The sequence below is a fragment of the Paenalcaligenes hominis genome (assembly GCF_041359055.1).
Taxonomy (GTDB): Bacteria; Pseudomonadota; Gammaproteobacteria; order Burkholderiales; family Burkholderiaceae_B; genus Paenalcaligenes; species Paenalcaligenes hominis_A.
Genome location: NZ_JBGJKZ010000001.1, coordinates 67978 through 81707 on the forward strand (window position 1 = coordinate 67978; position 13730 = coordinate 81707).

Here is a 13730-nt window from a genome sequence, read left to right on the forward strand (position 1 = left end):
CGCAATGCATAACCGAGTCCTATCCCCCGCGTTAATTAAAAGCCGTAGAGCTTATACGCGGATAGAAAAAGTAGGGTTGTTTTTTTTGCTTTTGGGGTTATTGACCCTTTTGATATCCCCTGGCACTTTAGCTGGTGCTTTTGATAAAGTGCTAAAAACCACTAAACCGGTCGTAGTTGATGTGTTTTTAACGGGTGAAGTCGGTATAGCGGTTGTTATTAGTGTGATTATTGGTCGGCTTTTAGAGCGTTTGGGTTTTACTGACGCCATGATGCGTATTTTTGTTCCCTCCATGCGACTTATTGGGGTGAACTCCGCGGTCATTGTTCCTAGCGTTTACAACATTTTTGGTGACATTAATGCAGCGGGGCGTATTTCAGGCCCTTTGCTGAAAAAAGCAGGAGCTACCAAAGCTGAGCAGAAAATTGCTGTCGCCACCATGGTGCAGTCTCAACAGTCATTTTCTACCTTTATGTTAGGGATGATGGCCTTATCATTTGCTGGAGTAAACGTATTTTTGGTGGTTATGGTGGCTATTTTTGGCCCTTTGTTAATTTCCCCGTTTTTATTATCACGATTTGTTTATAAAGATGTAAAACCGCTCAGTGATATTGCTATCCCTAAGTTCACGCCGGATACGGAGTTTGTACCCATGCTATTTAAAGCTGCGCGTGAGGGGGTAGAGCTCTTGTTTTTAATACTTATTCCTGCGGTTGCCTTAGTGTTTTGTGTGATTGGCTTGTTGGACTATATCGGCGTGTGGGCTCCTGTTGATCAGTTCTTGCAAAGCACTTTATCTGTATTAGGTATACATGCTGAGACAGGTGTGCTTGCTGTATTAGTGAGCCCAACTTTAGCCATGGGTAAACTACAAGCCATAGCGAGCACCTTAGATCCCCGTTTGGTGGTCGGGTCTTTTGTGTTGGCTTCATCTGGGTTGCCGCTTTCGTCTATTTTTGGACAAATTCCGGTTGTGTGGGCGGAGGCTTCAGACCTTACTGAAAAAGAAGCCATGGGGGCGGCGGTACTAGGTTTAATTATGCGAGTCACCACAGCGGTGCTGATTTCTTTTTTTCTCACTCCCTTATTGGTTTAAGTCTGCTCTATCTTTATAGCGAGACGGTAAAGCCTCGTTGCTCTTGGTTGAGCAAGAGGCTTTTTTATTAACACTTCAAGGGTAAACCTTAGTGGTTTAAATAATCAGAATAACGCTATTATTTATTCATTCAGTGTACTGAACATAAGTGTGCTGAACATGTGTTAATGAGATTAAGAGGCGAGAAATGTTTCCTAAAAATACCTGGTATGTGGCTTGTACGCCCGACGAGATTGAGCACAACCCCCTCGGGCGCACTATTTGTAATGAGAAAATAGCGTTTTTCAGAGGCAAAGAGGGTGTGGTCGCTGCCGTAGAGGATTTCTGTCCTCACCGAGGTGCAGCGTTATCAATGGGCTACGTCCAAGACGGTAATTTGGTGTGTGGTTATCATGGTCTGGTGATGGGCTGTGATGGCAGGGTCGTTTCTATGCCCATGCAACGAGTAGGCGGGTTCCCATGCGTAAAACACTACCCCGTCATTGAGCGCCATGGTTTTATTTGGGTTTGGCCAGGCGATGCTGAGTTAGCAGATAGCAATTTAATCCCGGACTTAGAGTGGGCGAATAGTTCTGACTGGGCGTTTGGCGGTGGTTTGTACCATGTCAAAAGCGACTATAGGTTAATGATCGATAACCTGATGGACTTGACGCACGAGACCTATGTGCACGCGGACAGTATTGGTCAAGAGGAAATTGACGAGACCCCAGTTAAAACTGCTGTGGTAGATGGTGTAATACAAACTAGCCGGTACATGGAAGACATTGTTGCTCCTCCTTTTTGGCAAGCTGCAATGCAAGCCGCAGGCTTAGATCCCAATCAAAAAGTAGACCGCTGGCAAGTGTCCTGTTTCCATGCTCCTGCTCATGTATTAATTGATGTAGGAGTCGCTTTAGCTGGCACAGGAAAGCAAAATGCCCCTGCGGAGCAGCGTGTTCGTGCCACCGTAGTCGATTTCATGACACCTGAAACCGAAAATAGTCATTGGTATTTCTGGGGCATGGCTCGTAACTTTAAAGCTGATGATGCAGATCTTACTGCTAGTATTCGTGATGGTCAGGGTAAAATCTTTGCCGAAGATTTAGCTATTCTTGAGGCACAACAAAAAAATCTTGAGTTGCATCCCGAACGTCGGTTGTTGATGCTAAATATTGATGCAGGTGGTGTACAAGCCCGTCGTCTTTTAGACAAATTAGTCGAACAAGAAAACACGTCTGCACAAGGTTAATGGTTATGAGCGAAACACTAGAAGTGGTTGTACACCAACGTCGCCACGAAGCCGAGGGCATTCTTTGTCTAGAGTTACACCCTGTGCATACTGATTCGCTACCTGCGTTTACGGCTGGTGCGCACATTGACGTGCATATTCCTGTAGTGGAAATGGTGCGCCAGTATTCCTTAGTGAATGATCCACGTGAAACAAATCGCTATGTTATAGCGGTGCAGTTAGATCCTGAGTCCAGAGGTGGCTCTGTGGGCATTCATCACTATGTTCAAGAGGGGCAACGACTACAAATTAGTGTGCCACGAAATCATTTTGAGCTAGTGGATGCGCCTGATCTTATGTTAATTGCGGGTGGTATAGGTATTACACCGCTTTTGGCAATGGCTCAGCAGCTGCATCAGCAAAATACAAATTTTAATTTGCATTATGTGACACGCTCTCAGGCTAGGATGGCATTTTATGAGGTATTACGTGCTAGCCCATTTGCGGACAAGGTGCATTTTTATTTTAGCGATGATCCTGAAAGCGCTTTATCCGTACCACAATTATTACAGTCGGTTTCTACTACAACACATGTGTATGTTTGTGGCCCCAACTCGTTGATTCAAGCAGTTAGCGAACAAGCCAGCGAGAATCAAATCGAGCCCGAGCGCGTACACAGAGAATATTTTCACAATGAGGTGGTGCTTGATCAAGGTGCAGCGTCATTCGAGGTTCGCATCGCTAGCTCGGGTCAGTGCTTTACTGTTGAAGCCGATCAAACAATTAGTCAGGTTCTTGAAGCGAACGGGGTGTTTGTACCGGTTTCGTGTGAAGAGGGGGTATGCGGCACATGCTTAACTAGCGTATTAGAGGGGGAAATCAATCATCAAGACGTATACTTGACTGATGAAGAAAAAGCCGCGAATAATCAGATGGCTGTGTGTTGTTCGCGCGCGCGCAGTGCTTATTTGGTTTTAGATTTGTAAATCCCCGTGGGGAGAGGAGAACTCACATGACGAAATTGTTTGATCAGCGTAGACGCCAAGTTGTGCTGACTGGGGCAGCTTTAGCAGCAACGAGCAGTATGTTGCCGCTAGCTAGTTTTGCAGCCACTAAAGATCCAGTGAAAATAGGGGTAATTATTTCCATGTCGGGGCAGTTTGCCTCTACTGGAAAACAAGTAGCCGCTGCTATAGAGCTATATCAAAAACAACATGGCACCACAGTAGCTGGGCGTGAGGTGCAAGTTATTGTGCGTGACGATGGGGGCGTTGCTCCAGATGCCACACGCCGTATTGCACAGGAAATGGTAACGCGCGACAAGGTTGATGTGTTGGCCGGTTTTGCTTTAACACCCTTGGCTTATGCTGCAGCGCCTATTGCGACTCAGTCCAAAACTCCAATGGTAGTTATGGCGGCAGCTACCTCTGCCGTAGTAGAGCGTTCGCCTTTTATCGTGCGCACAGGTTTTACTTTACCCCAGGTTACCCAACCTTTAAGCGAGTGGGCATCTCAACAAGGCTTAAAGAAAGCCATGACCTTTGTTAGCGATTATGGTCCAGGTATTGATGCTGAAAAAGTTTTTGTGAAAAACTTTGTGGATTCAGGCGGAGAAATTCTTGAAAGTATCCGTGCTCCTTTAATGAACCCCGATTACTCGCCCTTTTTAAAGCGTGTAAAAGACAGCAAGCCTGAAGCGCTATTTGTTTTTGTGCCTGCAGGCGAGGGTGCTGCATTTATTAAGCAGTTCCACGAGCGAGGTTTAGCAAATGACGGGATTCAGCTCATCTGTACAGGCGATGTATTAGACGATGATCTAATGGGCAGTATTGGTGATGTAGCGCTGGGCGTAGTCAGTAGCCATCACTACTCAGCTGCTCATGACTCAGAGAAAAACAAACAGTATGTGAAAGAGTTCCAAGAACTCACAGGAGGCTCAAGACCCAACTTCCATTCTGTAGGGGCCTACGATGGCATACATCTTATTTATCAAGCCTTAGAAAAAACAGGGGGTGATAGTACTGGCCCTGCTTTGCTAGAGGCAATGAAAGGTTTGTCATGGGAAAGTGTACGAGGCCCGATTTCTATTGACCCAGAAACGCGTGATGTGGTGCAAAACGTCTACATCCGTCGTGGTGAAAAAATAGGTGATCAGGTTTGGAACGTGGAGTTTGATCAAATTGATCAGGTCAAAGACCCCGGCGTAGAGTAATAAAAATAAAAAATAACAGCAGGCTTCAGCCTGCTGTTTGTGCTGAGCATGAAAGAAATAATTATGGTTTTTGATAACAAAGAGGCTCAACCATGCTGATGAATTTGGCCGGTGTGCTGTTTGATGGGGTTGCCTATGGCAGCCTGTTGTTTTTAATGAGTGTGGGCCTATCGGTCACCATGGGGCTAATGAACTTTGTGAACTTGGCTCATGGTGCGTTTGCCATGATTGGTGGTTATGTATTTATCCAGCTTTTAAGTGTATTGGGGGTCCCTTTTTTATTAGCTCTAGTTCTTGTGTTTATTGCAGCAGCAGCCATCGGCTGGGTGCTAGAGCGAGCGCTGTACCAACGCCTATACCAAGCCACACCATTAGACCAAGTGTTGTTTTCAATAGGTCTAACGTTTATGGCAGTGGCAATGGCCACCTTTGTTTGGGGGCCTACGCAACGCTCTGTACAGTTGCCCGAATGGCTAACAGGGCAGTTACAGTTCGCAGGCCTTAGTGTAGGGGTGTACCGAGTCTTTTTGATTCTAGTCGTGTGCGTTATTACGTTGGCGTTATGGCTTCTTATAGAGCGCACTCGGTTTGGTGCCAAGATACGTGCCTCTGTTGATAATCAGGTTGCAGCTAAAGGGCTAGGCATTAACGTGCATCAGGTGTTTAGTCTTACTTTTGCACTGGGCTCTGGTTTGGGAGGTTTAGGCGGTGCATTGGGCGTGGATGTATTAGGTTTGGATCCCAGTTTCCCATTGAAGTACATGGTGTATTTCCTCATTGTGGTGGCTGTGGGTGGCGCAGGCACCATACGAGGGCCATTAGTCGCCGCTTTGGTACTGGGGGTATTTGATGTGGCGGGTAAGTATTACGCTCCAAATATAGGTGCCTTTATGATTTACGGTTTGATGGTGGTTTTGTTGTTGTTATTCCCGCGTGGATTGCTTGTAAGACGGAGCTAAGATGAATACTTCTCTCAAAATCGCATCCGTTGCACGCGGTCATCGTGTAGGACGTCAAACCGCTGCGGTTGTGTTTTGGCTATTGCCATGGTTGGCTTTCTTTTTCGCGCCCGGGTATTTGCTGTTAGCTGTACAAGTCATGATTTTGGGTTTGTTTGCCTTGTCACTGGACTTATTGCTGGGCTATGCCGGAGTGGTGTCTTTAGGTCATGCCGCTTTTTTTGGCTTAGGTGCTTACAGTGCAGGTTTACTTTCTATGCATGGGTGGGGCGAACCGTTATCAGGTCTGGCTGTTGGTGTAGCTATTGCCGCCGTAGCAGGGTGGATTAGTAGCTTTCTGGTGGTACGGGGCCAAGACCTAACCCGTTTAATGGTCACACTAGGCATGTGTTTAATGCTCTATGAGTTTGCTAATAAAGCCGTCAGTATTACAGGTGGCATCGATGGGTTGTGGGGCATTAGCATGAACCCTTTATTTGGTCTGTTTGAATTCGACCTCGAGGGTAAAACTGCTTTTGTTTATAGCTATGCGGTATTGCTAATAAGCTTTTTGCTATTGCAGCGTTTAGTCGGTTCAACGTTTGGTCTAAGCTTAATTGCCATTCGTGAAGGCGTGAACCGTATGCCCGCTATTGGCGTTTCAGTGCAACAGCGGTTGCGTACCGTCTATACCATCAGTGCAGGGTTAGCAGGTTTAGCGGGCGCTTTAATGGCCCAAACAACCCAGTTCGTGGGCTTAGATGCGGTAAGTTTTCACCGGTCTGCCGATGTTTTGATTATGCTGGTTTTAGGCGGGGCTGGGCATTTATATGGGGCTTTGTTAGGTGCCAGTGTTTTTGTTCTGATCCAAGATAAAGTAGCCAGTATTAATCCTGTGTATTGGCAGTTTTGGATTGGTTTGTTGCTTGTCATTATTGTAATGGTAGGCCGCGGGGGCATAATCGGTGTGTATCAAAATTGGCGCGCTAAAAAAACAAAGGAACCACGATGAACCACGATTTATATACCGAAAATTTAGGTAAAACATGGGGTTCGTTCCAGGCGAATGCGAACCTAAGTCTGCGCTTTAATGCCGGTGCGCGTCATGCCATTATTGGCCCTAATGGTGCTGGTAAAACCACTTTTATCAACCTCTTAACCGGTGTATTAAGCCCAACTACAGGCAGCGTGTTTTTAGGTGATCAAAATATTACGGCCCTGCCTCAATATCAACGAGTGCGCTTAGGTATGACACGCACCTTTCAAATTAATACGTTGTTTGCGGGTTTAACTGTATTGGAGTCAGTGCTATTAGTCATTAGCGAACGCGATGGTTTACACCGTCATTGGTTTAAACCCGCTACGGCTCATCATGCTGCCATCGAGGAAGCCATGGTGTTGTTGAATACTTTGCAGTTAGTAGACCAGGCGCATGAACTGACGCGATCCCTACCGTATGGCAAACAACGTTTACTAGAAATAGCGTTAGCGTTGGCAACCAAACCTAAAATCCTTTTATTGGATGAGCCAGCCGCAGGCATTCCCACCCAAGAAAGTGCAGAGCTTTTTGCTGTAATTGCCGCATTACCTAAAGACGTAACGGTGCTGTTTATCGAGCACGACATGAATTTAGTGTTCCAGTTTGCAGACTTTATTACGGTGCTGGTGGGCGGCCAATGTTTTGCCCAAGGCACGCCAGAGCAAATAGCCAATGACCCCAGAGTTAAAGAGGTTTACCTAGGAGAAAGCAATGTCTAAGCCTTGGCTAGAAGTGGAGTCATTGTGTGCCGGTTATGGTCAATCCCGTATTTTAGAGAACGTGTCGTTCACACTAGGAGAAGGGCAAAGTTTGGCTTTGCTAGGGCGTAATGGGGTGGGTAAATCCACTTTGTTATTAAGCCTAATGGGTTTGAACACGCATCAAGGGGGGCGTATTAATTGGCAAGGCCGTTCTTTGTTGAATGTGCCCACACATCAACGCGCCGAACTGGGTATAGGATGGGTGCCTCAAGAGCGTTTTATGTTTCCTTCACTAACGGTAGAAGAACATTTAACGGTGATTGCACGACCGGGACGCTGGAATTTGTCTACTATTTATCAGCTGTTCCCTCGTTTACAAGAACGAAGCCAAAACATGGGCAATCAATTGTCAGGAGGCGAGCAACAGATGGTAGCTATTGCCCGTGCCCTGATGTTGAATCCTACCCTGTTGTTATTAGATGAGCCCATGGAGGGCTTGGCCCCTATCATTGTACAAGAGCTGTTAGCCGTCATTAAACGACTCATTCAAGAGGAAGGGCTAACTGTCATTATGGTAGAGCAGCATGCCCGCATGACGTTGTCCATCACTGAACAGGCTTTGGTACTAGATCGAGGTCAGCGTAGATACTACGGGGCTAGTGCCCCACTTTTAGCTAACCCAGACGAGCTAGAGCAGTTAATTTTTTAGTTATATCGACTAGATGTACACACAATAAAAAAAGCCCCTAGGTTGAACCTAGGGGCAAATCGTCTAGATGGTGTGATTGAAGTCGAATCGATCTTGGTATTGTTGGCTAACGTTACGTAGCGCTTGAATGGTTTGCTGTACCGCAAGACGAGTAGTGGCGTCTTTACGCCAAAACATCGATACCGACCCAAAGCCAGAAAGAGGTAAGTTGAGAATACTAATGGCGTTTAATTGATGTAGGCGTTTAGCTGTACGAGCTGAGGCCACACTAATGTAATCACTATTATTTAATAAAGTGATATTCATTAAGGTGGAGTTGGACTCAAGGTAATCATGAGGCAAAAACTGTTTATCAGCGACTAAAGCACGCTCTAAGTCGTGACGGATAGGCGTATTCTTAGGCCAAATAACCCAACGGTATTGGGCAATATCTTGCCATTGTATGGTGGTCTGCTGCGCTAAAGGATGCTGTGGGCGCGCAATAAACTGTAGTGGCTCCATATACAAGGTTTCATACTCAACATCGTCGTTGACTAGCTCTGGAGCGGAGCGGCCTACTACGATATCTAGCTCTTCGGCATACAGTTTTTTGATAAGTTGATCCATCGTTCCTTCTAGGATAGAAACGCGAGTTTTAGGATGGGTACTGAGCAGCTCTAAGATAGCCATAGGTACTGTCTCTACGGTAGCTGCGCCTGTGCTCCCGACATTAACTAATCCGCTTCCCTCATGCTGACGCGCAAGCAGATCATCTCGGGTTAGATTGAGATTAGCCACAATCCGTCTTGCATGGTCAACCAATACCGCGCCATTTTCTGTAGGGCGTAGTCCTCGAGCATGACGCTCAAACAATACAAGTCCCATGTCTTCTTCGACTTCTTTTAACCAGCGCGATATACCAGGCTGCGTCATATTCAAGGCCTGAGCTGTGTGGCTAATATTTCCTGTCTGCGCTAAATGCAAAATAATTTCTAAATGACGTAAGCGCAGGCGGTGCGTCCAATCTGTTCCTATGATCATTTTGGTATACCTATGCTGAAAATATAATTTTACCAGTCATACCTTGCAACGCATACTATAAAAAATAAAGAAATATTTATGTAAGCGTAAAGCCATAAGGAGGGTAGGCACGATGCCATCAAGACAGGATTATTATGAGCAGCTAGCTAAAAAAAATTTGGCACCGTTGTGGCTGTCACTAAGCAACTTAGTGCCTGCACAACCTCATCCCAAAGTGCTACCTACTTTGTGGAAGTATGAAGAGTTACGCCCTTATGTAATGCAAGCTGGAGAGCTCATTACGGCGGAAGAGGCGGTACGTCGCGTTTTGGTGTTAGAAAACCCTGGCTTAGTTGGAAAAGCCAGTATTACTTCAACGCTTTATGCAGGCTTACAGCTTATCTTACCTGGTGAAATTGCCCCCAGCCATCGTCATACCCAGTCTGCCCTACGTTTTGTAATGGAAGGCAAAGGGGCGTGGACAGCGGTTAATGGCGAACGGACTACGATGAGTCCGGGGGATTTTATTATTACCCCGTCTTGGAAATGGCATGACCATGGCAACCCTAGACTTGAAGAAGGGGGCGAACCCGTTATTTGGCTTGATGGGTTAGACATTCCTTTATTAGTGCATTTAGATGCTGGTTTTGCTGAAAATTTAGGCCAGGCTACTCAGCCCATAGGGCGTCCTGAAGGGTTAAGTTTTGCTCAATTTGGGCACAATATGGCACCTGTGCGGCATCAGGTTTCTGATCCAACTTCTCCCATTTTTAGTTACCCATACGAACGAACTCGTGAAGCCTTGGAGCAGCTCTATCGATTTGAGGCTTTGGACGAATGGGACGGCGCTAAATTGCAATACATCAACCCCATTACTGGGGGCTCTGCCATGCCTACGATGGCAACTTTTATGCAGTATTTACCTAAAGGGTTTAAAGGGCGTACCTACAGAAGTACGGACGCCACGGTGTTTACCGTTGTGGAAGGAACTGGCGTGGCTTATATCGGTGATGCCATTTTTCCATTTACACCGCATGACGTATTTGTGGTGCCGTCCTGGAGCGCAGTGCGCTTAGAGGCCCAAGAAGAGGTTGTGCTTTTTAGTTATTCCGATCGTCCTGTACAACAAGCGTTGAATTTGCATCGTGAGTTGCGTGAATAGATTTAAAACAGAGGAAAAAAATGACTTATGTATTTACTCCCCCAGCTGTAGTTGCCGTTCCCGTTGTTAACAGCGATCAAAAAGTAGCCGTTCGTCGTGTGTATTGTGTAGGGCGAAACTATGCTGCTCATGCGGTTGAAATGGGATTTGATCCAAACCGTGAACCACCTTTTTTCTTTTGTAAGCCTGCGGATGCGGTGGTTCCTGTCGCAGAAGGTCAGATTTATACCTTTCCCTACCCATCAGAAACCAAAAACCTGCATTACGAAGCAGAGCTAGTGGCTGTGATTGGCAAGGCAGGCTCTAATATTGCCGTTGCTGATGCGCTTGATCATGTTTGGGGATATGCCGTTGGCTTAGACATGACTCGTCGTGATTTACAGATGAGAATGCGCGAGATGGGACGTCCGTGGGAAATTGGGAAAGCATTTGATTACTCGGCTCCTATGGGTCCTATTTATCCCGCTAATGAAATTGGTCATTTAGAGCAAGGGGCAATTTGGTTAACTGTAGATGGGGAAGATCGTCAGCGTAGCGATATTAATAAATTAATTTGGTCTGTAGCTGAAACCGTCGCTTACTTGTCTACTTTGTTTCATCTTGAGCCAGGCGACTTAATTTTTACAGGCACGCCAGAGGGGGTTGGCCCCGTAGAGCGTGGACAGCAAATGCGTGTAGGCATAGAGGGATTAGCTGATTTGATTGTAGACGTTAAGTAACGGAGGCAGAGCGTGAAACTCTACAGTTTTTTTAATAGTTCTACCTCTTATCGAGTTCGTATCGCTCTCGCTTTAAAAGGATTGGATTACCTCTACGAAGGCGTCAATATTCGAGTACTAGCAAATCGTGCGGATGAGTATGTGCAAAAAGTGAACCCGTCCGCAGCGGTGCCAGCTTTAGATGATGCTGGCTTTGTATTAGGTCAGTCCATGGCTATTTTGGATTATTTAGATCAAAAGTATCCTGAGACGTATCGGCTATTGCCTGAAGATGTAATACAACGTGCTCGAATTCTCGAGTTTGCTTCCGTTATTAGTTGTGACATTCATCCTATTAATAATTTACGCGTGTTGCGTTACTTGCAAAGCGAGTTAAAGCTAACTGAAGCACAGAAAAAACAGTGGTACGAGCATTGGGTGCAAGACGGTTTAGCTATGGCTGAACGTTTACTTGAGGCTCATGGCTATGGCGAATGGTGTTTTGGTGATCAGCCGACGTTAGCTGATTGTTGTTTAGTGCCGCAGTTAGCCAATGCCGAGCGCATGGGCTGTGATTTAAGCGCTTTTCCTCGTTTAGTCTCTGTTTATCAACAGGCTATTACGCATGAGGCGTTTCAGCGTGCTCAACCTAAAGAGCAGCCTGACTTTATTGCCTAGGAGGCCAAATGAGATACGGCACAGATCAAAAAGTAGTGATTATTGGCGGCGGAATTGGTGGCTTAGCTGCTGCCCAAGCCTTAGCTCTTGAGGGACTGCAAGTCGAGGTATTAGAGCAGGCTAGCCAAATTGGCGAAATAGGCGCTGGCATACAGTTGGGCGCTAACGCGTTTGCCGCCCTTGATGCGTTAGGGGTAGGAGACACAGCACGAGCACGCTCGGTTTTTACTGATCAACTTCGTCTTATGGATGCCATTAGTACAGAGCCCATAGCTGAGGTTGATGTGGGGGCTCCCTACAGAGAGCGATTTGGTAATCCTTATGCTGTTATTCATCGCGCAGACATCCATCTCTCCATCTTGGAGGCGGTACAAAACCATCCCAATATTACATTTAGAACCTCTACCGAGGTACGTGATGTGTATCAAGATGAGAGCGGGGTTGTAGCCATAGATCAACATGGCAAACAGCACCATGCTGCGGCCTTGATTGGATGCGATGGGGTGCGCTCTGTGGTGCGAGCAAAAACCTTAGGGGATGAGGTGCGAGTTACGGGTCATGTGGTGTATAGAGCAGTGGTGGATGTAGAAAACATGCCCACTGCGCTACAGCAAAACGCACCCGTTGTTTGGGCCGGACCGCATTGTCATTTGGTGCACTACCCGTTGCGAGGCGGGCGTCAATATAACTTAGTTGTTACTTTTCATAGTCGAGAACAAGAGCAATGGGGAGTTACAGACGGCAGTAAAGAAGAGGTCTTGTCATATTTTCAGGGTATTCATGAGCTACCGCGTCAATTGCTCGATAAGCCCGACTCCTGGCGACGATGGGCCACCGCAGATCGGGATCCCGTTGAGTCTTGGGGCCAAGGGCGAATTACAGTGCTAGGCGATGCTGCACATCCTATGACTCAGTATTTAGCTCAAGGAGCTTGCCAAGCCTTAGAAGATGCCGTAACTCTTGGACGCGCTGTACGTGAGCATAATTTTGATTTTGAAAAAGCCTTTGCTCATTATCAACGTGTACGAATTCCGCGTACGGCGCGTGTATTGTATTCCGCACGGGAAATGGGGCGTATTTATCACGCCAAAGGCGTAGAGCGCTTAGTGAGAAATTCATTATGGCAGGGTAGAACTCAGGCTCAGTTTTATGATTCGCTTGAGTGGCTATATGGTTGGACGGCAGAGCATTGTTTAGATTGATGCACTACCACAGTAGTTAACCATTAGGTTAATACGTTTAAAGGACGGAGACATGATTCAATTTGTACAAAAACTATCTTTTTTCAGTGCTACCTTGGTAAGTACTGCTTTACTGTTTACAACACCCGCACATGCTCAAACATTAAAACTAGGGCATGTCACACCACCTAGTCATGTTTGGCATCAGGTATCTGAACGAATTAATGAAAATGTGCAGGAAAAAAGTGGTGGATCAATGAAAGTTGAAGTGAACCCACTAAGCAAATTGGGCTCCGAAGCACAAATGATTAACCTTTTACAGTCTGGAGCAATGCCTATAGGGGTATTAACTTTGGGTGCGCTCACTAACCGCGATGACACCTTAACTGGGTGGTCTATGCCTTACTTATTTGATGATGTAGAGCACGCTACCAAGGCAACACAACTTGAAGCAGCGCAACAAATGCTAACCAATCTTGAGGCCCATGGCATGATTGGTGTCGGCTATGTGTTTGCAGGCATGCGTCATGTGCTTTCGACTAAACCTGTGAAAGCACCCAGTGATTTGGTGGGGCAAAAAATACGCGCTTTTCCTAGCTCTATTTTTAATGATTGGTGGACTGCAAACGGGGCTGCACCCACTGCAATGCCGCTTTCAGAAGTAGCTCCCTCATTGACTACCAACTTATTGAACGCGGTCGATGTGGATCTGGACGCTTTAGTGGGAATGAAGTTCCATCAACAAGCTCCTTACCTGACCTTTACTAATCACATGGCGTTTCCTGCTGTTATCGTGGTGTCGAAGCGTTATTGGGATCGTCTGGATGAAGAAAAGCAAAACCTATTATTAGAGGCTATTAAAGAGGCCGAAGCATGGGGCTTTGAACGAGCCATTGAAGCCGATAAAGAAAATCTAGCCATTGCTAAAGCGGATGGGGCTGAGGTGATTGAAATTGATTTGACCGCTTTTAAACAAGTGGGAGATCAAGTTAATCAGCGTTACTTAGAAGGTAATGAGCTGCGTGCTCAGTTTTATGAGCAGGTTAAAGCCTTGAAGCAGTAGTGTTATTAATAGACTCGCCCCTTAATGGGGCGAGGTGAACAAGGAGG

Annotated in this window: 14 protein-coding genes; 13 read left to right on the forward strand and 1 reads right to left on the reverse strand. The window is 46.3% G+C overall.

Annotation, left to right across the window (positions count from 1 at the left end):
* The first annotated feature begins 4 nt into the window (after positions 1-4).
* The 8 genes from ACBP46_RS00325 (at position 5) to ACBP46_RS00360 (ending at position 7902) form a co-directional block, all read left to right on the forward strand.
* Positions 5-1096, forward strand: a complete 1092-nt coding sequence (locus tag ACBP46_RS00325) for a hypothetical protein (protein WP_371014752.1) — start codon at positions 5-7, stop codon at positions 1094-1096.
* Between the two features lie 187 nt (positions 1097-1283).
* A complete protein-coding gene (locus ACBP46_RS00330) occupies positions 1284-2324 on the forward strand; it encodes a Rieske 2Fe-2S domain-containing protein (protein ID WP_371014753.1) in 1041 nt (346 codons plus the stop codon).
* Positions 2324-3289, forward strand: a complete 966-nt coding sequence (locus ACBP46_RS00335) for a PDR/VanB family oxidoreductase (RefSeq protein ID WP_371014754.1) — start codon at positions 2324-2326, stop codon at positions 3287-3289. Before ACBP46_RS00330 ends, ACBP46_RS00335 begins: the two co-directional genes overlap by 1 nt.
* 26 nt (positions 3290-3315) lie before the next feature.
* Entirely contained in the window at positions 3316-4515 is a 1200-nt protein-coding gene (locus ACBP46_RS00340) for an ABC transporter substrate-binding protein (RefSeq protein WP_371014755.1), read from the forward strand.
* A gap of 92 nt (positions 4516-4607) precedes the next feature.
* A complete protein-coding gene (locus ACBP46_RS00345; RefSeq protein ID WP_371014756.1) occupies positions 4608-5474 on the forward strand; it encodes a branched-chain amino acid ABC transporter permease in 867 nt (288 codons plus the stop codon).
* Between the two features lies 1 nt (position 5475).
* Complete coding sequence (locus ACBP46_RS00350) at positions 5476-6465, forward strand: branched-chain amino acid ABC transporter permease (protein ID WP_371014757.1); 990 nt, start codon at positions 5476-5478, stop codon at positions 6463-6465.
* Complete coding sequence (locus ACBP46_RS00355) at positions 6462-7211, forward strand: ABC transporter ATP-binding protein (protein WP_371014758.1); 750 nt, start codon at positions 6462-6464, stop codon at positions 7209-7211. The genes ACBP46_RS00350 and ACBP46_RS00355 overlap by 4 nt, the downstream gene beginning before the upstream one ends.
* Positions 7204-7902 (forward strand): ABC transporter ATP-binding protein, encoded by a 699-nt coding sequence (locus ACBP46_RS00360; RefSeq protein WP_371014759.1) that lies wholly within the window; start codon positions 7204-7206, stop codon positions 7900-7902. The genes ACBP46_RS00355 and ACBP46_RS00360 overlap by 8 nt, the downstream gene beginning before the upstream one ends.
* 63 nt (positions 7903-7965) lie before the next feature.
* Here ACBP46_RS00360 and ACBP46_RS00365 read toward each other — a convergent pair whose 3' ends face one another.
* Positions 7966-8922, reverse strand: coding sequence for a LysR substrate-binding domain-containing protein (locus ACBP46_RS00365; RefSeq protein ID WP_371014760.1), 957 nt, complete (start codon positions 8920-8922; stop codon positions 7966-7968).
* A 112-nt stretch (positions 8923-9034) separates the two neighbouring features.
* Here ACBP46_RS00365 and gtdA point away from each other — a divergent pair, with 112 nt between their 5' ends.
* The 5 genes from gtdA to ACBP46_RS00390 are packed head-to-tail and all read left to right on the forward strand — an operon-like array spanning position 9035 to position 13683.
* Positions 9035-10063, forward strand: a complete 1029-nt coding sequence (gtdA, locus tag ACBP46_RS00370) for a gentisate 1,2-dioxygenase (protein WP_371014761.1) — start codon at positions 9035-9037, stop codon at positions 10061-10063.
* A gap of 20 nt (positions 10064-10083) precedes the next feature.
* Positions 10084-10782 (forward strand): fumarylacetoacetate hydrolase family protein, encoded by a 699-nt coding sequence (locus ACBP46_RS00375; protein ID WP_371014762.1) that lies wholly within the window; start codon positions 10084-10086, stop codon positions 10780-10782.
* A 12-nt stretch (positions 10783-10794) separates the two neighbouring features.
* Positions 10795-11439, forward strand: coding sequence for a maleylacetoacetate isomerase (gene maiA, locus ACBP46_RS00380; RefSeq protein WP_371014763.1), 645 nt, complete (start codon positions 10795-10797; stop codon positions 11437-11439).
* An 8-nt stretch (positions 11440-11447) separates the two neighbouring features.
* Positions 11448-12641 (forward strand): 3-hydroxybenzoate 6-monooxygenase, encoded by a 1194-nt coding sequence (locus tag ACBP46_RS00385; RefSeq protein ID WP_371014764.1) that lies wholly within the window; start codon positions 11448-11450, stop codon positions 12639-12641.
* A gap of 52 nt (positions 12642-12693) precedes the next feature.
* Positions 12694-13683 (forward strand): TRAP transporter substrate-binding protein, encoded by a 990-nt coding sequence (locus tag ACBP46_RS00390; protein ID WP_371014765.1) that lies wholly within the window; start codon positions 12694-12696, stop codon positions 13681-13683.
* The last annotated feature ends 47 nt before the right edge of the window (positions 13684-13730 follow it).

Coding starts and splice junctions, on each gene's coding strand:
- ACBP46_RS00325 (WP_371014752.1), top strand. CDS start 5: ATGCATAACCGAGTCCTATCCCCCGCGTTAATTAAAAGCCGTAGAGCT.
- ACBP46_RS00390 (WP_371014765.1), top strand. CDS start 12,694: ATGATTCAATTTGTACAAAAACTATCTTTTTTCAGTGCTACCTTGGTA.
- ACBP46_RS00360 (WP_371014759.1), top strand. CDS start 7,204: ATGTCTAAGCCTTGGCTAGAAGTGGAGTCATTGTGTGCCGGTTATGGT.
- ACBP46_RS00340 (WP_371014755.1), top strand. CDS start 3,316: ATGACGAAATTGTTTGATCAGCGTAGACGCCAAGTTGTGCTGACTGGG.
- ACBP46_RS00355 (WP_371014758.1), top strand. CDS start 6,462: ATGAACCACGATTTATATACCGAAAATTTAGGTAAAACATGGGGTTCG.
- gtdA (WP_371014761.1), top strand. CDS start 9,035: ATGCCATCAAGACAGGATTATTATGAGCAGCTAGCTAAAAAAAATTTG.
- ACBP46_RS00385 (WP_371014764.1), top strand. CDS start 11,448: ATGAGATACGGCACAGATCAAAAAGTAGTGATTATTGGCGGCGGAATT.
- ACBP46_RS00375 (WP_371014762.1), top strand. CDS start 10,084: ATGACTTATGTATTTACTCCCCCAGCTGTAGTTGCCGTTCCCGTTGTT.
- ACBP46_RS00335 (WP_371014754.1), top strand. CDS start 2,324: ATGGTTATGAGCGAAACACTAGAAGTGGTTGTACACCAACGTCGCCAC.
- ACBP46_RS00345 (WP_371014756.1), top strand. CDS start 4,608: ATGCTGATGAATTTGGCCGGTGTGCTGTTTGATGGGGTTGCCTATGGC.
- ACBP46_RS00350 (WP_371014757.1), top strand. CDS start 5,476: ATGAATACTTCTCTCAAAATCGCATCCGTTGCACGCGGTCATCGTGTA.
- ACBP46_RS00365 (WP_371014760.1), bottom strand. CDS start 8,922: ATGATCATAGGAACAGATTGGACGCACCGCCTGCGCTTACGTCATTTA.
- ACBP46_RS00330 (WP_371014753.1), top strand. CDS start 1,284: ATGTTTCCTAAAAATACCTGGTATGTGGCTTGTACGCCCGACGAGATT.